The organism is Methanofollis sp. (assembly GCF_028702905.1).
GTDB lineage: Archaea > Halobacteriota > Methanomicrobia > Methanomicrobiales > Methanofollaceae > Methanofollis.
On sequence record NZ_JAQVNX010000002.1, the window covers coordinates 35,089 to 55,717 of the forward strand.

A 20,629-nucleotide genomic window follows, 5' to 3' on the forward strand; every position below is an offset into this window, starting at 1 on the left:
GTTAGGCCCTCTTCCGACTCTTGCCACCGGTTGTGCCTGTCTCCCCCGGCGTGCCGGGAGGCGTTTGATCTTCTATAGCAAGGAGAATGAGCTGCGTGATGCCCGCTTCATCGGGAATCCGGTGAGCGTTCAGGAGCATCTTTTTGAGCCCGATGCCCGGGAAGTCGTGCTCGACTTCGTAATTATCAAAATATGTGTCTTTCGGCAGCACGGACTCCAGTAGTTCATGCAGCCGGGGAATGTCCCACTGGCCGTTACCCAGCTCAAAGAGCGTGCGTCCCAGTGTTGTTTCCGGTGTCACGCCGAAGGTCCTGTAGAACGACCGGCTGGCCGAAACCACCTCGAAATTACCATTCAGGACGACCAGCGGCTCCCGGATCGTGTCCACGATGTTCTCCGCATAGTTGCGGGCACGATGGGCTTCAGTTTCTACCGCTTTTAGTGCGGTGATATCGGAGAACGTCAGCACCACACCCTCGATCACGTTCTCCAGAGTGCGATATGGCATGATCCGGACAAGGAACCACTCATTACTGGTCGTGTACACCTGTTTCTCCTGAGGTATGAGAGAATCAAGAACCTCCTGTGCATCGGGGATCAGGTCCACATCCGGGATCAGTGACCTGATGTCGGCGAGCGAGCGTCCTGTATCCGATGCGGCAAGCCGGAACACCCGTGTGGCATCGCGGGTGAACCGTTTGATGGCAAGGTGCTCATCCAGAAATATCGTCCCGACATTGACGTTCTCCAGCAGGTTCTTCATATCGTTCTGGATACCCGTGAGCTGCTCGATCTTTGCCTGCAGTTCCGCATTCACGGTCAAGATCTCTTCATTGACCGACTGAAGTTCCTCTTTTGATGTCTCGAGTTCCTCGTTGGTGGACTGGAGTTCTTCGTTCGTTGATTGCAGTTCCTCGTTGGTGGACTTGAGCTCCTCGTTTGCCGCCTGCATCTCCTCGATGGTTGCCTTCAGGTTCTCTTTGGTGTACGCAAGTTCCTGTTCGAGTTCCTCAACACGCTTTGACACCCCTTTTGCAGAAACCCGCTTCTCCCGTGTGCGTTTCTCCGGCGGGTGCGGTTCGACGTCACGGAAACTGACGAGCAGCAGTTCCCCGGTTGTCTCCGGGTCGACAAGCGGCAGTACCGTGAGGTCAATAGTGTGGATGCCCCCGTTCGTCCGGACCTGCACGTCCCGGCAGACCGCCGGCGAATGCAGGGCGACGGCATTGGCAATTGCCGCCCGGATCTCCAGCTGCAACCCTTCGCGTGCCATATCGATGACGTTCATCCGGGCATTGCCTTCAGCAGGCCTGAGATAATTCCCGGTATCGCCGTGCACGTAGGCGATGTCCCCATTCTCATCAGTGATGACGGATGGGGGAGCAAAGGACCGGAGGAGCGCACGTTTCGTGAGTTCGGCAAGGTTCACCTTATCCCTCCTGCCCGGAGTCTCCTCCGGCTCCTTTACGGGCAGATCGCCTGCCCACGGGAAGCGCTGCGCCACCAGCGCCCGTGTGGATGCCAGAGAGGGTTTTGTGCCGTAAATCTTCCATTTCTTGTCCAGCGGGGTAAAGAGATCAGTGAAATTCCCGATGCTCTCGGATGGGCTTAGCATGAGCACACCGCCCGGCCTGAGGGCGTAATGGAACGCCGGGATGACCCGGGTCTGGAGTTCGGGCTCGAGATAGATCAGCAGGTTCCGACAGCTGATCATGTCCATCTTCGTAAAAGGCGGGTCCTTGATCACGTTCTGGATGGCAAAGACGACCATCTCCCTGATCTCTTTTTTAATCCGGAACCCGGTCTCCTCTTTTACAAAGAACCGCTGCAGCCGGCCAGGTGAGACATCGATAGCGATGTTTGCCGGGTAGGTGCCTGCCCGTGCCGTGGCGATCGCGTCCTCATCGATATCGGTCGCATAGATCTGGATCCTGTACTCCTTTTTGATCTCGTCCATGTACTCGCGGAAAAGCATGGCAATCGAGTATGCCTCCTCTCCGCTGGCGCATCCCGGCACCCAGATCCTGAAGATATAGTCTTCCGGTTTTCTCTCAAACAACCGGGGCAGGATCTCTTTTGCAAGGGCTTCAAACACTTCCTTGTCCCGGAAGAAACTGGTCACGTTGATGAGCAGTTCCTTAAACAGGATCTGAACCTCGGCAGGGTTCTCATGGAGATACCGGGAATATGCTTCGATATTCTCAAGGTTATGGGCTGCCATCCGCCGTTCAACCCGGCGTTTTATTGTGGTCTGCTTGTACTGGGAAAAATCGTTGCCTGTCTTCGACCGCAGGAGTATCATGATCCTTCTCATGGCACTTACTGCCGCGGGAACAGGGGGAACCGGGGGAACGCCGGTATCGGCGATGATTTTTATATAGACGACCATTTGCATGGCGATCTTATCGACCGGCAGCACATAGGTGGCAAGCCCGCTCTTGATCGCGCTTGTTGGCATACCGTCATATTTTGCAGTGGAGGGTTCCTGCACAAAGGAGACCCCCCCGGCTCCGTGGATAGCACGGAGCCCGAGCGTGCCGTCCGAACCGCTTCCCGAGAGGATCACGCAGATCGAACGTTCCCCCTGGTCCTCGGCAAGTGAGCGGAAGAAGGAGTCGATGGGCAACCGCTGTCCCCGTGCCTGTTCAGGGACACTCAGGTTGAGTGCGCCATGGAAGATCGCCATGTCCTTGTTGGGTGGGATGATATAGACGTGGTTGGGCTGGATTATTGTCTGGTCCTGCGCCTCGTGGACAGGCATCGTGGTGTTGCGCTGGAGGATCTCGGAGAGCATGCTTGCATGGCCAGGGTCAAGGTGGGGGATGAGCACAAATGCCATGCCACAGTCGGCTGGCATCGTTTTGAAGAAGAGTTCAAATGCTTCGAGCCCACCCGCTGAGGCGCCTATCCCGATGATGGGGAAGTTTACTTTGCGGGGTTTATTCCGGGTCTCTTTTTTTGGAAGGGATTTTTTCTTCCGGATAATCGTAGTATCCGGGCTGGTTTTTCCTCTGGCCTTTCTCATAATTACACACCATTCAAGCACGTTCCTGGGGCATGCTCGTATAATTTCTGAGTTCCGTTGAAATTCTCTATCGGGAGGGGGTTATGCCCTTCCCGTATCCCCTCGCTAGTGACAAGGGGCTGGTATGAATTGTTCAACTCTGTGGATTCTGGCGTGAACTGAATCATCCGAAATATGATGTAAACGCGCATCTATGGTATTATACATCACAACCGGCCTTTCATGAGCACTCCAGAAAGCCAACCAGGGACATAATCGCGGTGGGGGTTTCGGGAGGTGATACCCCCCGCCACCTACACGCTGGAACGTGGTTTCAACAGAGCCAATTCCTGCACAGTCCTGCCAGCACCTGATGACAGCACATCCATGTTGAGGGACTTAATGTCGCAGGTTTGATCACAGGCTCTTATGTCACGTATCACCGCAATCGTCAGCGCGATCCTTCTGTTCGATCGGGAGTGCCTTTAAGTGATGAATGGGGGTGAGCGTTCTTAATGGTTATGACATGAGAGAGTGATGCCCCGGGGCACAGAAATCCAGAACAGGAGTTCTCCTGAACAAAAAAAGAAGATTATATTGACTCTTTCTTTCCGGTCTTCAGTTCCTCGATCGACTCCGCCTCATTTTCCAGTTTCTCTTCGAGGCGTTCGAGGAGTTTTGCAATCTCCTCGGGCTTCGGGACCTCGCCGAGGATCGAGGCGTCGATCTCCCCTGCCTCTGTAACGCCCTCGACCTCGGGCATCTCGTCGGTCGCACCGAGGAAGCGCGCACTCTGCTTGATGAGGCTCGACACCTCGAAGGGGAAGATGATCTTCGTCGCCTGCCCGTCTGCCATCTGTTTCAGGGCGTCGAGGGAGAGGACGGTGATCGTCTTCTTGTCCAGCGGCCGGGAGCCAAGGGAGAGGATGCGGAGCCCCTGGGCCTCGCCCTGCGCCTGGAGGATCCTGGAGAGCCGTTCGCCCTCGGCACGGAGGACCTTGCTCTGCCGCTCGCCCTCGGCCTGGAGGATCACGGACTGCCTCTCGCCCTCGGCACGGAGGATCGCCGAGCGCTTGTCACCCTCGGCGCGGAGGATTGCCGCACGCCTCTCACGCTCCGCAGCAGTCTGCTCGGTCATCGCCTGCTTCACCGCACCGACAGGGTCGACTTCCTTGATCTCCACGCGCTCGACCTTCACGCCCCACTGGTCGGTCTCCCTGTCCAGGATGTCACGCAGCTTCGTGTTGATCAGGTCGCGGTTGTAGAGCACCTCATCAAGCTCCATGTCGCCGATGATGCCGCGAAGGCTTGTCTGGGCAAGGGCAACCGTCGCCATCCGGTAGTTCGCCACCTCGAAGAAGGCCTTCTCCGGGTCGACCACGCGGGTGTACACGATGGCGTCGACATTGGTCGGCGAGTTGTCCTTCGTGATCACCTCCTGCGACGGGACGTCCATCACCTGGGTCCGCAGATCGATCTTCTGGACGAACGTGATCAGGGGGATGACCCACTGGAAACCCGGGTTGAGCCTCCCGATATACTTTCCAAGCCTGATCTGCAGCCCCTGTTCATAGGGCTGGATGATCACGACCCCCCGCGACATGATATAGATGACCACGAGGATCAGGAAGATCGTGATCAGATTGTTGAGTATTTCTTCAACTACCATTCATTTCACCTCATCGACAACGACATGCACGCCCTCAGAACGGACGACGACAACCCTCGTCCCCACCCTGAGAGGGGCGGAGGCCGAGCTGGCGCTCCACTCGACGCCACCGATCCTGACCTTCCCCGCGATGGAGTCAGGGTCCACGTCCCTGACAACATGCCCCTCCTGGCCGACGACGGAGTCGCGGCTGATTGTCGTCGGCTTTTCCTGGGGAGTGATCCGGGAGTAGAGCCAGACCGTGACCGCGGCCGCCGCAAGGGCAGTCACCACCCCGACTACGACGCCGAGGGTCGAACCGAAGACATCGACGCCCAGCACAAAGAGGACACCCAGGATGATCATCACAGTCCCGGGGACGGCGACGAAGAAGCCGGGATTCGTGGCCTCGATAACGAGAAGGACGGCCCCGAGCACGATCAGAACCCAGCCAAGGGAGATGCCCAGTACAGCATCCATGCGAAGAGTATGGAGAGCGGGCATATAAACCTGTCTGGAGACTTACAGAGTTTTGATCACGTCGAATGCCTATTTGAAGCCTTTTTTCCAGCAACGAACATTCTTCCATGCCGTGCCCCTCACCCTTTTTTATGGCCGCCCTCGCCCGATGGATTCAGGAGCGAGAAAGGCGGGACCGACCTACTCCCAGATAACCATTATTTTCTCATATAGTACACAAATTTTTCATTATATTATGAATTGTGTATTATCGATCCACGAGATCCAGGAAAATAAATAAATATGACAAAGAGGATTTGATCTCTCGTCGCACCGCCCGTGATCGCCATGCATGAAATACCCCGACAGAAGAGATATGCTCTCGGATGGTACAACGAGGGCATCACACACCTCTCCATGCACGAATACGAGGAAGCTCTCTCTTTCTTCGAGCGTGCACTCAGGGTGGTGCCCGACCACCCCGACTTCCTGGTCGGCAAGGGGGAGGTGCTTATGGCGACAGGCCAGTACAGGGAGGCATACCAGCACTTCCTTGCGGCCGCCACCCGTGAGCCCGAGAACCTGAAGGCCCTTGTTCTCCTGGGGAGTTCACTTATCAAACTCGACATGCCCGGGCCCGCCGACGAGGCCTTCCTTGCAGCCCTCACCCTCAACAGGTACGACGGCGAGGCCTGGTTCGGCCACGGGGCGGCGCTCTACAACCTCGGCAGGAAAGAAGAGGCCCGAGAGGCCTTCTGGCAGGCCCTGAGAAAAAAGCCGAACCAGCCAGAGTTAATGTATTATCTTACAAAGACGGCCAGAAACGAGAGGGAAGCACTGGAGTTTCTGGCCCGCGGGTGCCGCCTTGACCCGACCAACGTCGACCTCCTCCATGAGATGGCCGAACGCCTCATCGCACTCGGCCATTATGAGGAGGCCGCCGCCTTCTGCACACGCGCCGGGGCCCGGTGTCCGGGCAATCTGAAGACAGAAGACCTCATCAGGCGGTGCATGGAAGGGATGATCCGGGAGAAGGACGGGATCAGTCCCTGAGCAGCGCCACCTTCGACCCCTTCGGGACGCCCACCATACCGGCGATCGTCTCGCACTTGACGGCCATCAGGAAGGCGGTCGGCGGGAAATCGTCATATTCGGTGAGAGCCTCGTAGTTTGCCATCCCCTTTGCAATGACAAGGCTACAGCCTTCGAGGGCTTTCGCAAGGTCGTCAGGGATGAGAGAGAGGTTCACCCCGAGTTCACGCTCGCCGCAGGTCGTCGTGGTCATGTGGTCGGCAATGGCGTCAAGGCCGAGGGTGAGGGCGTCTTCCATGGTAGCGTCATTGAGAATGGGAGCGCCGCGCACGACGACGGTCACCGTCGCGCCCTGTGCCTTCAGGTACCTGAGAAGGAGGCGGTCGAAGACAATCTCCCCGCAATTGTCAGTGAAATAGACTACGTCGCGGCAGAGCGGGAGGATCCTGTCGGTGTCGTCGATTGCAAGGCCTTTCGGGAACTCTGTCGCAAAGAACGAGAGAAAATCGCCGGTCACCTGGTGGGACTGGACACCGTAGTCAAAGGTGTTGCCGAGCACCGCGGCAGTGACATAATCCCTGAAAGTCAGGAGGGCGGGCGCGACCCTATCGGCGGCAAGGAGGGCGTCCCTGTTGTTCTGCTTCTTGAGGGCCAGGTACGGGTCATCGACACCGATCAGACTATACGCGCACCGATGGACGGCACCTGCAAGCACCGGCGCCGGCACCGCCGGGTCATCCTGTCCCGCGGCGAGCACTGCCGCCGCCGCACGCCGCACCTCCTCGATCGCTGCGGGATCGTCGAGCACAAGCCCGGCCTCATATCCCACGCGGGAGAGAAGACATTCAGTACACCGTGGCTGAAATTTCATAAAAGCACCAAGAATAAGGTGGTGGGGTCACCGCGATTTGAACGCGGGTCAGAAGACCCCCAGTCTCCTAGGATGGCCAAGCTACCCTATGACCCCAACCGACTCTATATGTTGGGACTTCACGCTATATGTACTCTTCGTCAGGAGCACCCGAATACGGGCCAGAGGGCGGTGACAGGGATGACTCGCGAGCAGGGGACTGGAGCGGGAGGGGTTGGAGGAGAAGAAGTATGTCACCGCCCCCGGAGAACGCAGCAGTACGGGGAAGGTAGTGTACGGGCGTAATTCACCGGGGTTTTCACCCCAAAACCCCAAACATTAGGATAGGAGTGGATGGCAATCTCTTCCTCGGATTTCCTGTTCTGTCTTCCCCTTCCTATCTTACATCGAGGGTCCGGGGGCTGCGACCGAAGGGAGCATGAGAAGACCGGTAAAAGATTTACCATGAAAACCCCTGAGATGGTTTCAAAGAACCGCCTGAAACTTCGTTTCATGAGCGATTCATCAGAGATTAAAAAAAGTAAAATAAATTCAGATCCGCAGCTGCTTGAACTTTTCCACGTTCTTGGTGAGCGCTTCAAGTTCGGTGTCCGTGATCTTCATCTTGCTGCCGATGGCGTCGACTTCTGTCAGCAGTTGCTGAATTCTGACGTACATAATATACATGATGAAGAGCTGGATGACAATCACGCAGCCCAGAATGATGAGGAGGATGCCTCCCATGTCGAATGGTTCCATTTTACCGATTCCCCCTGAAGAGTGTTCTTGCCAGACGATCAATGAATCCTTCACGCGTTACAGTGACATCGTCGTGGTACTCGCAGCCGGCGATCTCCGCGGCGATCTTCTTGATCGCCCGTGCAGCGCCCGAGGTCGGGTGCTTGATCACGACCGGCATCTTGTACGCCGCCGATTCCCTCACATAGGTGTCTTCGGGGATGACGCCCAGTGAGGTGACACCCAGAGACTTTTCAATCTTGTGCTCGACGAAATCAAGGTTATCCCTGCCAGCCCGGTTGATGACCGCATGCTGGACATGGCCCCCGACCAGTTCGGTGAGGATCTTGGTCTTCAGCGCGTCGACAATGGAGGAGAGTTCCGGGTTGACCACCAGGATCACCTCATCGGCAACCGCAAGCGGAACCACACCGTCCCTGCTGATGCCTGCCGGGGCATCGATCAGCAGGTAATCGCACCGATCGACAAGGTCATGCATGACTTCCCTCAAACGGTCAGGATTTGCATCCTGAAACCCCTGGAGGGAGATGCCGCTCGGGACCACCTTCAGACCGGCAGGGCCGTCATAGATCGCCTCATCAATAGTTGCTTTTCCGGCAAGTACCTCATGGAGAGTCACCGGCACATTCTCCAGGCCAAGCAGGATCCCGATATTCGCCATCCCGACGTCAGCATCAAGAATATAGGTCTCTTTGCCAAGCTGGGCAAGTGCAGTGCCGAGATTGACCGTGAAGGTCGTTTTTCCCGTTCCACCCTTACCAGATGCTATTGTGTATGCTCGTATCATCTCATTCCTCGCACCATGCTTCGGTTCGACTCTCCCTGTCCGACCTCCACACTATCCTCACAGCCAGTTCCTCAGAACGGACACCGCGTCGCTTTCCATGTCTTTGACCCAGGCGTCAGGGATGTTGTGCTCAGTCCTGAGGATACCAACAAGGTTCGAGCCCTTATGCTGGATGCCAAAGAGCATCACCTTCGGATCGTCGGGAAGTTTCCCCTCGGTAAAGAGGTAACTGTACTTTGCCGCATCGGCAGATGCGTCGTCCTCCGAGGAGGCGACCACAAGACCGTCGTCGGTGGCGATCGTGAATGCATCCAGATAGTACTTCTCACACATCGCCTGCATGCTCCCCGCAATATCGGGGCGCCCTTCAAAGAGGCTGAGAGCACGGGGCGGCTTCTCCCATTCGACCTCACGGGACCGCTGGATATGCTTGAAGAGCGTGAACATGTCCACCGGCGCCTGTGCTGTCCCGCCGATGATGTTCCGCAGCTGGGCATACTGCTGCCTTTCCTGCGAATCCTTTCGTATCGCTGCCAGCTGGTCCTGGACTCTCACCAGATAGAGGACACAGCCGGCAACACCGAGACCTATCAATGCAAGGAGTACAACGATGATCTGTCCCAGTGCAATGAACGTTGTTCCATCATCCATGTGACTATCACACTTCCTTTTTCTTCTTTTCATCGACCAGATGCCCGAGCTGGAGGCGGCCCAGTATCGAGACATAACCGTTCTTCAGGTTTGCCGCCATCTGCACGGGATCGATCGCATCAAGGGCGTCGAGGTCTCTCATGACGGCAGCGGTCACCATCGAGGAGTCCGGGTCGGTTCCCTTCGGATCCTCCCGTACCGGTGCCTGGGAGGGGACAGCAGGCCCTGCCGCACCCCCTCTCGGGGGCAGCGCGGGGCGGCTCTTCATGGCAGGTGCTTCCGCTCCTTTCTGAGAGAGGGGCGGGCCGCCAGCCATAGAGCGGACCTCTGTCCGGGGCGGACCTTCGACGCGGTACCCGCCATTGAACTCAAGAGAGAGAGCGATCTGCTGGAGAGTGAGAGTATAGAGACCGACATCACCCGGCGCACCCGATGCCTTCGCTTTTTCCAGAGCGGCAGCGCCGCGCTCCCTGCCATACGCGGCAAGGATACAGGATCCCCCGGAAAAGACAAGGGTAAAACCGACCGAAGCCAGCGTAAAGAGACCATAGCCGGTGAATGCGCGCTCCTTCAGGCGTTCAAGGATCTCTGCAGTCGCCACATCCTTTTTTACCTCGCAAAGCTCCCCTCTGGGAACGACAAGGCGCTCTTTTCCCGGAGATGCCTGCGCGGTCTGCTGTGCTTTCACAGCGCCCCGTGCCGCCTGCGCCCCCTCACTCCGTGCAGGGGGTTCACCAGAAGCGACCCGGGCATTTCTGTTGAATTCGTCTGCCAGCCGAAGCTGCTGACGTGTGAGGAGATAGAGCCCGATCTCTGCCGTCTCTTCCCCCATCGACTGGACTGCCTGCAAGGCTGCGGCGCCAAGCAGGCCCTGGTACTCTGCGAGTATGCAGGCACCTTCGGAGAAGACAAGTGAGATCAGGCCGCCTCCGTGGCTCACCATCGCATATCCGCTGAATGATGTATCCCGGATCTCTGCAAGAACAGCAGATATGGCGGTATCTCGTCTGATTGTAGAGAAGGTACCTCTCGGAATATCCATTAATATGGTGTAGTGTTTAGGAATATTATAACCCTATGTTAATGGTGAGAAATAGAAAAGATAATATTACATCACAAGACAGCATCAAGATCGCCATTAAAATATATCGATCTTGCCTGCAGGAGACGTCACCCCCGATTCTGAAAAACCGGCACATTCGACGAATTTTAACAGACCGCACATGCACCGAGCAGAACATTCGTCCCGGACAGATGCACGAGAAAAAAAATCAAAATGTTCGGAACCCGTCGACAAGAACCCCATAACATGCCCATATTGGTGAGATTACCTGATATCAGGCGCAAGAGAAACCAAAATATGATATATAAGATGAAGTAAGATACACGGTGGGCATGACAGAACATCAGGGATTAAAAGAGAGAATAAATTCGTTCATCAGGGAGATCATGGAGGTCAGGGGCGTTTCAGCCTGCGTGCTCGCCTCTCGCGACGGGATCCTGATGGGCAAATCGTTCGTAGCAGGGGTATCCGTACCCTCTTTCGCTGCCATGAGCGCGACCATGCTGGCGGCGGCCGAGGCCGCGGCGAGCATATCACATATCCAGCCACCAGGGAAGGTGCTGGTCACCTCAGACGGCGCCTCGATGCTTGTCATGGGTGCCGGAGACCGGACGCTTCTTGCGGTCGTCCTCGATCCCACGGCAGACACAGAGGCAGCCTACAAGTTATTCACCAAGATCGCGGCTGAGATAGCGGAGGTACTATAATGTACACGGTTCTGGTGGTGGACGATAGCCCATTCATCGTGGACGTCTTCGTCACCATGCTGGAGAGGGGGGGGTACCAGTCAATCGCGGCATACGGCGGCGAGGAGGCCCTTGAGATCCTCACCACCGTCACACCCGACCTCATCCTTCTGGACATCATGATGGAGCCGATGGACGGCTGGGAGACTCTTGAAAATATCAAGATCAACCCGAAGACGCGCGACATCCCGGTATTGATGCTGACCGCAAAACAACTCACACCAGACGAGGCCGAAGGGTACGGCTCATATATCGAAGACTACATCTTAAAGCCCATCACCCATCGGGAACTCTATGACGCGATCGAGCGCGTGCTCAAGCGCCGTGAGATGATCAGGGACGATGTCGACAGGGCGAAGGAGGTCGGACTCGACCAGCGCCTTGTCGACGAATACGCGCGGCTCGCAAAAGGGGTCGACGTGAACAACCGCCTCCTCCGCATCCTTGAGACGACCTACAATATCAATGACAGCAAGGCGAGCGAGAAAGTCTCCCTTGCGATCAAGACCATGGAAAACAGTATACGGTTCCAGCAGGAACGCCTTGCCCAGATCAAGGAAGAGATCGACACTCTTCAGCAGAAAAAATAGATCCGTTTCTTCGATGCCCGGTCCACCAGGGGCATTACTCCTCTTTTCCAATCAGGACTATCGCGAGGGTGAGCACCGCAATGACCGCCACCGTCCCTGCCACATCAACAATGTCGGTCGGTCCCAGGCCGTAGACGAGCACCTTCCGCACCATCGCGGTGAGGCCCGCAATAAGGATCGGCCGCACCTGCAAACGGTTGGTCCGGAAATACGCGGTCACCGTCTCCAGGATCTCGATGATGATGATGGTGACCAGGAGGGCATGGAGCACCGTGAGGATGCTGTCGGTCATCGGCACACCGATCCTCAGACTATCCATGAACAGGAGCGCCACATCATAGAACGAGACCGCCGCAAGGAGGGCGAGTACGATGGCAATAAAGAGGTATATCACATGGTTGACACGCATGATCGCAGCAATCGCCCACTGCATCTGCGGATTCTCATCCAGAGTAAGGACCATTACACATTCGTCTGAATCGGAGCAGTTAAATCTTATCATAACTCATAGGGATGCATCCCGGACAATCTTCAGCGACCGGACGGTCCCGAGGGGACGAAAATTATATTAACTCTAACATCATTGTAATAATGCCGTCTGCGTACGGGGCCCATAGCTCAGTTAGGTAGAGCGTCTGGCTTTTAACCAGATGGTCGGGGGTTCAAATCCCTCTAGGCCCGCTGCCATGGCGCAGTCTGTGGTTTTTATGTGGTGATACATCTGAATTTAACTCTTTCTTGTCCAGGGGATTGAAGATGAGCACCAGATTTAATGTTTTAGATCATGAAATGGTGCCGGATCATCAGAAGATGACCGATAGCGAGATTGCAGAGCTCCTTTCCCGCTATCAGATCACACTCGACCAGCTTCCGCGTATCTACAGCGATGACCCGGCCGTCAAGGCCACCGGGGCAAAGATCGGAGATGTCATCAAGATTGTCCGGAAGAGCCAGACGGCTGGCCTCGCCGATTCGTATCGTTCTGTAGTAAAGAGGCCAAAGAAGTAACCGGGGGCGGATGGATCTGTTAGATAGAAGCGTTATATCGAGGGCATACTTCTCAGAAGAGCACGTCGCCCGCCACCAGCTGGATTCGTACAATCACTTTCTGGAGCACAACCTCCAGAAAGTGGTGGACGAACAGCGGATCATCGAAACCGACATCGAAAACCGGGGCAAAAACAGCGAAGCGGTCTGGGTCGAACTCGGCACGATCCGGATCCTGAAACCGATCGTCCGCGAGGCCGACGGTTCGAAGAGTATTCTCTACCCGACAGAGGCGCGCCTGCGTAACCTCACCTATGCCGCACCCATCGAACTCGACATGGCCCTCGTGCAGGGGGACATGCGGGGCGATCCGATCACGACCGAGATCGGGCAACTGCCCGTCATGATCGGTTCTGTCGCCTGCAACCTCGCAGGGCTTTCCGACAACGAGCGGGTCGCCCACGGCGAGGACCCCAGGGATCCGGGCGGTTATTTTGTCGTGAACGGCTCGGAGCGCGTCCTCATGACTCTTGAAGACCTTGCCTCGAACAAGATCATGACCGAGTTTACCGAAAGGTACAACGAGCGGATCTATGTGGCAAAGGTCTTCTCCCAGTTCCGGGGGTACCGTGCGCTCGTCGTCGTCGAGAAGAACAAGAAAAACCTGCTTGAGGTTTCTTTCCCGTCGGTCGCCGGCCACCTGAAATTCTCCGACCTGATGCGGGCTCTGGGCCTCGGGAGCGACAGGGAAATCGTAGAAGCGGTCTCGACAGACGAGGAGATCCTCACCTACATGATGCAGAACCTCGAAGAGAGCGAGTGCGACTCTGTCGAGAGCGGCGTCATGTACGTGGGCAAAAAACTCGCTCCGAACCAGACCCGGGAGTACCAGAGGAGACGGGCCGAGTTCGTCATCGACAACTACCTGTTGCCCCACCTCAATTATCTCATGCCCGAGAACCTCAAGGAGGGCGACGAGGGCTATGAACAGACGGCTATCGGCGTGCGGCTTGCAAAAGCGCACTTCCTCGGCCGCATGGCAGAGGCATGCTTCGACCTCGTGCTCGGCCGCCGGAAGATCGACGATAAGGACCACTACTCGAACAAGCGGCTGAAGCTTGCAGGCGACCTGATGGAAGACCTCTTCAGGATCTCCCTCAACAGGCTGACCCGCGATATCAAGTACCAGCTCGAGCGCGCCAGCATGCGCCACCGCGACCTCTCGATCAGCACGGCCGTGCGGGCCGATGTCCTGACCGAGCGCCTCCTCCACCCCCTTGCCACCGGCAACTGGGTCGGCGGACGGACAGGTGTCTCTCAGCTCCTCGACCGGACAGACCGGATGAGCGTGCTCTCGCACCTGCGGCGCGTCATCTCGCCGCTGTCCCGGTCCCAGCCACACTTCGAGGCCCGTGACCTGCACCCGACCCAGTGGGGTCGGATCTGCCCGTCAGAGACCCCAGAAGGTCCAAATTGTGGTCTGGTGAAGAACTTCGCACAAATGGTAGAGATCTCGAAAGGTTATGACAAAACTGACGATGTCAAGAATATCTTCTACAACCTCGGCGTGGAGCCGCTGATCATCGGGGGGAAGAAGGAATGAAGAAGTCACGCGTATTCCTTGACGGTTCCCTCATCGGACTCGTCGAAAACCCGCAAGAGGTCGTAGAAAAGGCGCGGGCCATGCGACGCCATGGGGCAATCTCCTCCGAGGTGAACATCGCCTTCGCGGAGTTCAACGGCGACGTGGTCATCAACACCGACCGCGGCCGGGCCAGAAGGCCCCTGATCGTCGTCAAGGACGGTAAGCCCGTGATCACGAACGCCGAGATCGCCCTGCTCGCCGCGAACGAGATCGCGTTCGAAGACCTCATCAAGAGAGGCCTCATAGAGTTCGTCGACGCGGAGGAGGAGGAGAACCTCTATATTGCGATCAAAGAGGCTGACCTGACCCCCGAGCACACCCACCTCGAGATCGACCCCTCCCTGATCCTGGGTATCGGCGCGGCCCATGTGCCGTTCCCCGAGCACAACGCATCACCGCGTGTCACCATGGGCGCAGGCATGGTCAAGCAGGCCCTTGGTTTTGCCACAGCCAACACAAAACTGCGGCCCGACACGAGGAGCAACCAGCTCCACTACTGCCAGAAGCCGATGGTCTATACACAGGCCTCCGACCTGATCGGATCTGATGACCGGCCGGCCGGCCAGAACTTCGTCGTCGGCATCCTTTCGTACGAAGGTTACAACATCGAAGATGCGCTCATCTTCAACAAGGCCTCGATTGACCGCGGCCTCGGGCGCTCCCACTTCTTCAGGACCTACGAAGGCGAAGAAAGGCGCTATCCAGGCGGCCAGGTCGACAGGATCGAGATCCCGGACGAAGAAGTCTCGGGCGCCCATGGCGCGGAGTACTACCAGAACCTGGACGACGACGGGGTCATCAACCCCGAGACAGTCGTCAAGGAGAAGGACGTCCTTATCGGGAAGACTTCTCCGCCACGTTTCCTTGAAGAGCCGAGCGGCGAACTGATCGCCGTCGAGAAGAGGCGCGACACCTCGGTGACGATGCGGAGCAACGAGCACGGCATCGTGGACACCGTGATCATCACCGAGGGCGAGAACTCCTCGCGCCTGGTGAAAGTCAGGACCCGCGACCTCCGTGTGCCAGAGGTCGGCGACAAGTTCGCGTCCAGGCACGGTCAGAAGGGTGTCGTCGGCTGGATCGTCCCGCAGGAGGACATGCCCTTCGGTGAGATGGGCATTGCCCCCGACCTCGTCATCAATCCCCACGCGGTCCCGAGCCGTATGACCATCGGGCACATGCTTGAGATGCTCGGCGGCAAGGTGGGCGCCCTCGATGGGCGGCGGATCGACTCCACCGCATTCAAGGGCGAGACAGAGGAAAACCTCCGCCAGGCCCTGAAGCAGTACGGCTTCGCACACACAGGCCGCGAGATCCTGTACGACGGTTACACAGGCAAGCAATTCCACGCGGATATCTATGTCGGCGTGATCTACTACCAGAAGCTCTACCACATGGTCTCCTCGAAGATGCATGCACGGTCCCGCGGCCCGATCCAGGTGCTCACCCGTCAGCCGACCGAAGGGCGTGCCCGCGAGGGCGGTCTCCGGTTCGGTGAGATGGAGCGCGATGTGATGATCGGCCACGGCGCTGCGATGGCCCTCAAGGAACGTCTGCTCGACGAGTCCGACAAGGTGAACCAGTACGTCTGCGCCCACTGCGGCATGGTAGCGATGCTCGACAAGAAGAGAAACGTCACCCGGTGCCTGAACTGCGGCAGCGAGACCGACATCTACTCGGTCGAGATGAGTTACGCGTTCAAGCTCCTCCTCGACGAGATGAAGAGCATGGGCATCGCGCCGCGCCTGCGGCTTGAGGATATGGTATAAGGGGGGACAGATATGACAAGCCCGAAGAGAATTGGAAGGATCGAGTTCGGTATCCTCTCGCCCAAGGAGATCCGCCAGATGAGTGTGAGGAAGATCATCTGGGCCGACACCTATGACGACGACGGCTACCCGTACTCGCAGGGGTTAATGGACCTCCACCTCGGCGTCATCGACCCGGGGATGCGGTGCAAGACCTGTACACAGAAGGCGAGCGACTGTCCGGGTCACTTCGGCCACATCGAACTCGCAAAGCCGGTGATCCATGTCGGCTACACCCGACTGATCAGGAAACTCCTCCGTGTGACCTGCAGCAGCTGCGGCAGGCTCCTCCTCTCCCCTGACGAGATCACGAAGATCGTCGGGACCGAAGAAGAGGAGAGCGGCGACCTGGTCACCGAGAAAGACATCAAGAAGGAACGGGTTTGCCCGTACTGCGGCGAACAGCAGTTGAAGATCAACTTCGAGAAACCGACGACCTTCTCCGAGGTCGTCGTCACCCCCGACGACCAGGGGAAGGAGAAGAAAGAGGAGCACAAGCTGACGCCAGCCGACATCCGCGCCCGGCTCGAGCGGATCCCGAACGAGGATCTCAAACTCCTCGGCATCGACCCCGAGGTCGCGAGGCCCGAGTGGACGATCCTCACCGTGCTCCCCGTGCCCCCGGTGACGATGCGCCCGTCGATCATCCTGGAAAACGGCCAGCGTTCTGAGGACGACCTGACCCACAAGCTCGTGGACATCATCAGGATCAACCAGCGCTTCAAGGAAAACCAGGACGCCGGCGCACCGCAGCTGATCATCGAGGACCTCTGGGAACTTCTCCAGTACCATGTCACCACCTACATGGACAACGAGGTGGCAGGCTGCCCGCCGGCTCGCCACCGCTCGGGCCGACCGTTAAAGACCCTCTCGCAGAGACTAAAGGGTAAGGACGGCCGGTTCCGTGGCTCTCTCTCCGGCAAGCGCGTGAACTTCTCGGCCCGTACCGTCATCTCGCCAAGCCCATTCCTCAGCGTGAACGAGGTCGGGATTCCCATGGCGATCGCCAACGAGATGACCATCCCGGTGCGGGTGACCACGCAGAACATCGACGTCGCCCGCGTGTACGTGCGAAACGGGACCGGCCGGAAGGCCCTCACCGACCCGCCCGGCGCGAACTACGTGATCCGGTCGGACGAACGGCGTATCCGTATCTCCGATGAGAACAAGGACGACGTCGCCGACCAGCTTGAATTGGGCTGGACGGTGGAGAGGCAGATGCGGGACGGGGATATCGTGCTCTTCAACAGACAGCCGTCCCTGCACCGGATGTCGATCATGGGCCACCATGTCAAGATCATGGACGGGAAGACCTTCAGGCTGAATCCGGCCGTCTGCCCACCATACAACGCTGACTTCGATGGCGACGAAATGAACCTGCACGTGCCGCAGACCGAGGAGGCAATGGCCGAGGTCGAGATCCTGGTCAATGTGCAGGAAAACATTCTCTCGCCCCGTTTCGGCGGCCCGATCATCGGCGGTATCCACGACCACATCTCAGGGATCTTCCTGCTGACCCACGAAGTGCGCTGGTTCACCAAGTCCGAGGCCCTCTACCTTCTCAAGCACACGGGCGTCGAGCACATGCCCGAGCCCGGCAGGGTCGAGAATGGCGTGCCCTACTGGAGCAACAAGCAGGTCTTCTCAGTGATCATCCCTGACGACATCAACATGATCTTCAAGGCGTCGTCCTGTCAACACTGCGATACCTGCAAGAAAGAGCTCTGCGACCGCGATACCTACGTAAAGATCAAAGACGGCGAGCTTGTCACCGGCACCATCGACAAGAAGGCGATCGGTGCATTCGACGGCGAGATCGTGAACAGGATCATCCGCCAGTACTCACAGAAGCGGGCGGCACAGTTCATCAACGACATGACCCGCCTCTCGATCCGGGCCATCATGTTCGACGGCTTCTCCTTCGCCATCGACGACGAAGACCTGTCCAAGACCGATTACGGCCAGATCGAAGAAGTGCTCGACAACGCCGAGCGTGACGTCCGCAGGCGCATCCAGATCTACGAGGAAGGCCAGCTCGAACCGATGCCAGGCCGTACCGAGGAAGAGACCCTGGAAATGCAGATCATGCAGGTGCTCGGCAAGGCCCGTGACAGCACCGGTGAGATTGCATCCCGTCACCTCGGCCTCTCCAACTCGGCCGTGGTGATGGCAGTCTCCGGTGCCCGTGGTTCGATCCTGAACCTGACCCAGATGGCAGGATGTGTCGGACAGCAGTCTGTCCGTGGTGAGCGTATTGTCCGTGGGTACGACAGGCGTACCCTCCCGCACTTCAAGCGGGACGACCGCGGTGCACCGGCCCACGGTTTTGTCAGGTCGTCGTACAAGAAGGGACTCAACCCGACCGAGTTCTTCTTCCACGCCATCGGTGGCCGTGAAGGTCTCGTCGATACCGCAGTCAGAACGTCGCAGAGCGGGTACCTGCAGAGGCGGATGATCAACGCGCTGCAGGACCTGAAGGTCGAATACGACCGGTCTGTCAGGACGACCGGCGGACGGATCCTCCAGTTCAAGTACGGCGAGGACGGCACCGACCCGACAAAGAGCAGTTATGGCGAACCTGTGGACGTGAAAGGCGCGATCGAGAACGTGCTCAAGGAGGAGGTCTGATGGACGAGTCGATGCTGGCCGCGATCCACGCGGCCGATCTCCCGGAAAGGACAAAGGAAGAACTGATCAAGGATCTCGATGGGAAGGAGATCACCGCCGAACAGTTCGACACTATCATGGTGAGCGTGGAGCGCGAGTACAGGCGGACAAGGATCGAGCCCTGCGAGGCCTGCGGGGTCATCGCCGCCCAGTCCCTGGGCGAGCCCGGCACCCAGATGACGATGCGTACTTTCCACTACGCCGGTGTGGCTGAGATTAACGTTACCCTCGGTCTGCCCCGTCTTATCGAGATCATGGACGCCAGGAAGGAACCGTCGACCCCGACGATGACAATCCACCTGGAGTCCGATTACTCGGCCGACCGTGACAAGGCCCGTGAAGTCTCCTGGCAGATCGAAGCGGCACCTCTCCACGAGTTCGGTGACATCGTCACCGATATGGCGAACATGCGGGTGGAGATGCACGTCAAAAAGGAGGTCTGCGACAAGAGGAAGATCTCCCTGGCCGAGATCATGGAGAGGGCGCCGCAGAAGATCCGGGAGCGCCGCCACTACCGTGACTTCGAGTCAGAAGGGAACGCCGCAGACGGAGTGATCACCTTCACCCCGAAGAACGAGAGTTACCAGAACCTCTTCCAGCTTGCCGACCATGTCAGGAACGTGATCGTGCAGGGGATCGATGACATCGAGCGGGTGGTTGTCCGGAAGGAAGGAGGAGAGTATATACTTTATACTGAAGGCTCCAACCTAAAGGATGTGTTCGAGGTCGAGGGCGTTGAAACCTCCCGTACCCGCACCAACAATATCAACGAGATCTCCCAGATCCTCGGGATCGAGGCCGCAAGAAATGCGATCATCGACGAAATGAAGAACACGCTCGGGGAGCAGGGTATCTCGGTTGACGTGCGGCATATCATGCTCATCGCGGACATGATGTGCATGGACGGAGAGGTCAAGCAGATCGGCCGTCACGGTATCGCAGGCGAGAAGGAGAGTGTTCTCTCCCGTGCCGCCTTTGAAGTGACGGTCAACCACCTCCTCGACGCCGCGGTCGCAAGAGAATCTGATATTCTCAACGGTGTGACCGAAAACGTCATCGTCGGTCAGCCGATCCAGCTCGGAACCGGGGATATCAGATTGATTGCAAAACCCTTAAACCAGGAGAATTAATTATGGACTTTAACGAGTCTTTGAGAAGAGCCATCAAAACCGGCAAGGTCTTCCTTGGACAGAATGCAACTGAAGAATGTGCCAAGGCCGGTAAGGCCCAGCTTGTCGTCATCGCCAAAAACTGCCCCGCAGCATTCAAAGAGGCCATGCTGGCCAGAGAGGGTGTTGTAAGTTACGTGTACAATGATTCCGGCGTCGAACTCGGAAAGGCCTGCGGCAAGCCGTTCGTTGTCAGTGCGCTTGCGGTTGTCGAACCGGGCGACTCAGACATCCTCAGCATCAAGAGGGCCTAGATGGCGGAAATAAAACTCACTGAAGACTGCATGCAGTTGATCTCGAAGTTCGAGAACATGACCGGCGCGGCAAGTCGGGACTGCATCATCGACGAGAGGAATGACCGCATCATCTTCGTCATCAATCCTGGCGACATGGGGCTCGCGATCGGGAAGAAGGGGACGACGATCAAGAAGGCCTCCGACGCCTTCGGCAAGAGGATCGAGGTCGTCGAGTATTCGGCCGACCCCGAACAGTTCCTGAAGAACTGTTTCCTCCCGGCGCAGGTCACTGCGATCACCTTCGCCACGAACGAGGACGGAGAGAAGGTCGCCCTCATCGACGTCAAGCCCGATGACCGTGGCCTTGCGATCGGCAAGGAAGGAAAGAACATCTTCAAGGCAAAGAAACTCGCCGGCCGGCAGCACGACATCGCGGATGTCCAGCTCGTCCAGGACGACGAGGGATTCTAAACCTTTCTCTTTTTCTTGGTCCTCGGTCCGGGACAGACCGGATATATTTTATCCCAC

General features: G+C 57.6%; 19 protein-coding genes and 2 tRNA genes. 11 read left to right on the forward strand and 10 right to left on the reverse strand.

Translation table 11 applies throughout. From position 1 onward, the window contains the following. Nucleotide 1: 1 nt before the first annotated feature. From PHP59_RS00650 to PHP59_RS00660, 3 genes are all read right to left on the reverse strand, one after another. On the reverse strand, nucleotides 2–2,983 hold the full coding sequence (locus PHP59_RS00650) for a chemotaxis protein CheB (protein ID WP_300162158.1): 2,982 nt from the start codon (nucleotides 2,981–2,983) through the stop codon (nucleotides 2–4). 613 nt (nucleotides 2,984–3,596) lie between these two features. Continuing rightward, nucleotides 3,597–4,673, reverse strand: coding sequence for an SPFH domain-containing protein (locus tag PHP59_RS00655; protein ID WP_300162042.1), 1,077 nt, complete (start codon nucleotides 4,671–4,673; stop codon nucleotides 3,597–3,599). Further along, nucleotides 4,674–5,132 carry an NfeD family protein gene (locus tag PHP59_RS00660; RefSeq protein WP_300162045.1) on the reverse strand — a complete coding sequence of 153 codons (459 nt, stop codon included), beginning with the start codon at nucleotides 5,130–5,132 and terminating at the stop codon, nucleotides 4,674–4,676. A 327-nt stretch (nucleotides 5,133–5,459) separates the two neighbouring features. On the opposite strand from PHP59_RS00660, the gene PHP59_RS00665 reads away from it, so the two are divergent. Then, nucleotides 5,460–6,164, forward strand: a complete 705-nt coding sequence (locus PHP59_RS00665; RefSeq protein WP_300162048.1) for a tetratricopeptide repeat protein — start codon at nucleotides 5,460–5,462, stop codon at nucleotides 6,162–6,164. On the opposite strand, the gene PHP59_RS00670 is transcribed toward PHP59_RS00665, so the two are convergent. The 6 genes from PHP59_RS00670 to PHP59_RS00695 all read right to left on the reverse strand — a co-directional run bounded on the left by PHP59_RS00670 (nucleotide 6,154) and on the right by PHP59_RS00695 (nucleotide 10,133). Beyond that, entirely contained in the window at nucleotides 6,154–7,014 is an 861-nt protein-coding gene (locus tag PHP59_RS00670) for an ARMT1-like domain-containing protein (protein WP_300162051.1), read from the reverse strand. The two genes, PHP59_RS00665 and PHP59_RS00670, sit on opposite strands and share 11 nt — an antisense overlap. 19 nt (nucleotides 7,015–7,033) lie before the next feature. Then, nucleotides 7,034–7,110, reverse strand: a tRNA-Pro gene (locus PHP59_RS00675). A gap of 435 nt (nucleotides 7,111–7,545) precedes the next feature. Continuing rightward, on the reverse strand, nucleotides 7,546–7,752 hold the full coding sequence (locus PHP59_RS00680) for a hypothetical protein (RefSeq protein WP_067049131.1): 207 nt from the start codon (nucleotides 7,750–7,752) through the stop codon (nucleotides 7,546–7,548). Between the two features lies 1 nt (nucleotide 7,753). Then, nucleotides 7,754–8,539, reverse strand: a complete 786-nt coding sequence (gene minD / locus PHP59_RS00685; protein ID WP_300162057.1) for a cell division ATPase MinD — start codon at nucleotides 8,537–8,539, stop codon at nucleotides 7,754–7,756. Between the two features lie 57 nt (nucleotides 8,540–8,596). Beyond that, nucleotides 8,597–9,190 carry a hypothetical protein gene (locus PHP59_RS00690; protein ID WP_300162060.1) on the reverse strand — a complete coding sequence of 198 codons (594 nt, stop codon included), beginning with the start codon at nucleotides 9,188–9,190 and terminating at the stop codon, nucleotides 8,597–8,599. A gap of 7 nt (nucleotides 9,191–9,197) precedes the next feature. After that, nucleotides 9,198–10,133 (reverse strand): hypothetical protein, encoded by a 936-nt coding sequence (locus PHP59_RS00695; protein WP_300162063.1) that lies wholly within the window; start codon nucleotides 10,131–10,133, stop codon nucleotides 9,198–9,200. A 452-nt stretch (nucleotides 10,134–10,585) separates the two neighbouring features. Here PHP59_RS00695 and PHP59_RS00700 point away from each other — a divergent pair, with 452 nt between their 5' ends. Both PHP59_RS00700 and PHP59_RS00705 read left to right on the forward strand, forming a co-directional pair. Next, nucleotides 10,586–10,960 (forward strand): roadblock/LC7 domain-containing protein, encoded by a 375-nt coding sequence (locus tag PHP59_RS00700; protein WP_300162065.1) that lies wholly within the window; start codon nucleotides 10,586–10,588, stop codon nucleotides 10,958–10,960. Continuing rightward, nucleotides 10,960–11,589 (forward strand): response regulator, encoded by a 630-nt coding sequence (locus PHP59_RS00705; RefSeq protein WP_300162068.1) that lies wholly within the window; start codon nucleotides 10,960–10,962, stop codon nucleotides 11,587–11,589. Before PHP59_RS00700 ends, PHP59_RS00705 begins: the two co-directional genes overlap by 1 nt. A gap of 34 nt (nucleotides 11,590–11,623) precedes the next feature. On the opposite strand, the gene PHP59_RS00710 is transcribed toward PHP59_RS00705, so the two are convergent. After that, nucleotides 11,624–12,022 (reverse strand): phosphate-starvation-inducible PsiE family protein, encoded by a 399-nt coding sequence (locus tag PHP59_RS00710; protein WP_300162071.1) that lies wholly within the window; start codon nucleotides 12,020–12,022, stop codon nucleotides 11,624–11,626. A 174-nt stretch (nucleotides 12,023–12,196) separates the two neighbouring features. Between PHP59_RS00710 and PHP59_RS00715 the strand changes: the two genes are divergently transcribed. The 8 genes from PHP59_RS00715 (at nucleotide 12,197) to PHP59_RS00750 (ending at nucleotide 20,572) form a co-directional block, all read left to right on the forward strand. After that, a tRNA-Lys gene (locus tag PHP59_RS00715) sits at nucleotides 12,197–12,270 on the forward strand. 75 nt (nucleotides 12,271–12,345) lie between these two features. Continuing rightward, on the forward strand, nucleotides 12,346–12,597 hold the full coding sequence (locus tag PHP59_RS00720) for a DNA-directed RNA polymerase subunit H (RefSeq protein ID WP_300162074.1): 252 nt from the start codon (nucleotides 12,346–12,348) through the stop codon (nucleotides 12,595–12,597). Between the two features lie 10 nt (nucleotides 12,598–12,607). Then, on the forward strand, nucleotides 12,608–14,179 hold the full coding sequence (locus tag PHP59_RS00725) for a DNA-directed RNA polymerase subunit B'' (protein ID WP_300162077.1): 1,572 nt from the start codon (nucleotides 12,608–12,610) through the stop codon (nucleotides 14,177–14,179). Beyond that, nucleotides 14,176–15,990 (forward strand): DNA-directed RNA polymerase subunit B, encoded by a 1,815-nt coding sequence (gene rpoB / locus PHP59_RS00730; protein WP_300162080.1) that lies wholly within the window; start codon nucleotides 14,176–14,178, stop codon nucleotides 15,988–15,990. Before PHP59_RS00725 ends, rpoB begins: the two co-directional genes overlap by 4 nt. Before the next feature lie 12 nt (nucleotides 15,991–16,002). Further along, nucleotides 16,003–18,657: a DNA-directed RNA polymerase subunit A' gene (locus PHP59_RS00735; protein WP_300162082.1), complete on the forward strand. Its 2,655-nt coding sequence runs from the start codon at nucleotides 16,003–16,005 to the stop codon at nucleotides 18,655–18,657. Further along, complete coding sequence (rpoA2, locus tag PHP59_RS00740) at nucleotides 18,657–19,826, forward strand: DNA-directed RNA polymerase subunit A'' (RefSeq protein ID WP_300162085.1); 1,170 nt, start codon at nucleotides 18,657–18,659, stop codon at nucleotides 19,824–19,826. The genes PHP59_RS00735 and rpoA2 overlap by 1 nt, the downstream gene beginning before the upstream one ends. Nucleotides 19,827–19,828: 2 nt before the next feature. Further along, nucleotides 19,829–20,119: a 50S ribosomal protein L30e gene (locus PHP59_RS00745; RefSeq protein WP_300162088.1), complete on the forward strand. Its 291-nt coding sequence runs from the start codon at nucleotides 19,829–19,831 to the stop codon at nucleotides 20,117–20,119. Continuing rightward, entirely contained in the window at nucleotides 20,120–20,572 is a 453-nt protein-coding gene (locus PHP59_RS00750) for a NusA-like transcription termination signal-binding factor (protein ID WP_300162092.1), read from the forward strand. Nucleotides 20,573–20,629 lie beyond the last annotated feature (57 nt).

Excerpts from the sequence above, each read along its gene's own strand:
- PHP59_RS00680 (WP_067049131.1), bottom strand. The coding sequence starts at position 7,752 with ATGGAACCATTCGACATGGGAGGCATCCTCCTCATCATTCTGGGCTGC.
- PHP59_RS00725 (WP_300162077.1), top strand. The coding sequence starts at position 12,608 with ATGGATCTGTTAGATAGAAGCGTTATATCGAGGGCATACTTCTCAGAA.
- minD (WP_300162057.1), bottom strand. The coding sequence starts at position 8,539 with ATGATACGAGCATACACAATAGCATCTGGTAAGGGTGGAACGGGAAAA.
- PHP59_RS00655 (WP_300162042.1), bottom strand. The coding sequence starts at position 4,673 with ATGGTAGTTGAAGAAATACTCAACAATCTGATCACGATCTTCCTGATC.
- PHP59_RS00660 (WP_300162045.1), bottom strand. The coding sequence starts at position 5,132 with ATGGATGCTGTACTGGGCATCTCCCTTGGCTGGGTTCTGATCGTGCTC.
- rpoA2 (WP_300162085.1), top strand. The coding sequence starts at position 18,657 with ATGGACGAGTCGATGCTGGCCGCGATCCACGCGGCCGATCTCCCGGAA.
- PHP59_RS00700 (WP_300162065.1), top strand. The coding sequence starts at position 10,586 with ATGACAGAACATCAGGGATTAAAAGAGAGAATAAATTCGTTCATCAGG.
- PHP59_RS00690 (WP_300162060.1), bottom strand. The coding sequence starts at position 9,190 with ATGGATGATGGAACAACGTTCATTGCACTGGGACAGATCATCGTTGTA.
- PHP59_RS00670 (WP_300162051.1), bottom strand. The coding sequence starts at position 7,014 with ATGAAATTTCAGCCACGGTGTACTGAATGTCTTCTCTCCCGCGTGGGA.
- PHP59_RS00695 (WP_300162063.1), bottom strand. The coding sequence starts at position 10,133 with ATGGTGAGCCACGGAGGCGGCCTGATCTCACTTGTCTTCTCCGAAGGT.
- PHP59_RS00735 (WP_300162082.1), top strand. The coding sequence starts at position 16,003 with ATGACAAGCCCGAAGAGAATTGGAAGGATCGAGTTCGGTATCCTCTCG.
- PHP59_RS00745 (WP_300162088.1), top strand. The coding sequence starts at position 19,829 with ATGGACTTTAACGAGTCTTTGAGAAGAGCCATCAAAACCGGCAAGGTC.
- PHP59_RS00750 (WP_300162092.1), top strand. The coding sequence starts at position 20,120 with ATGGCGGAAATAAAACTCACTGAAGACTGCATGCAGTTGATCTCGAAG.
- PHP59_RS00720 (WP_300162074.1), top strand. The coding sequence starts at position 12,346 with ATGAGCACCAGATTTAATGTTTTAGATCATGAAATGGTGCCGGATCAT.
- rpoB (WP_300162080.1), top strand. The coding sequence starts at position 14,176 with ATGAAGAAGTCACGCGTATTCCTTGACGGTTCCCTCATCGGACTCGTC.
- PHP59_RS00665 (WP_300162048.1), top strand. The coding sequence starts at position 5,460 with ATGCATGAAATACCCCGACAGAAGAGATATGCTCTCGGATGGTACAAC.
- PHP59_RS00705 (WP_300162068.1), top strand. The coding sequence starts at position 10,960 with ATGTACACGGTTCTGGTGGTGGACGATAGCCCATTCATCGTGGACGTC.
- PHP59_RS00710 (WP_300162071.1), bottom strand. The coding sequence starts at position 12,022 with ATGCAGTGGGCGATTGCTGCGATCATGCGTGTCAACCATGTGATATAC.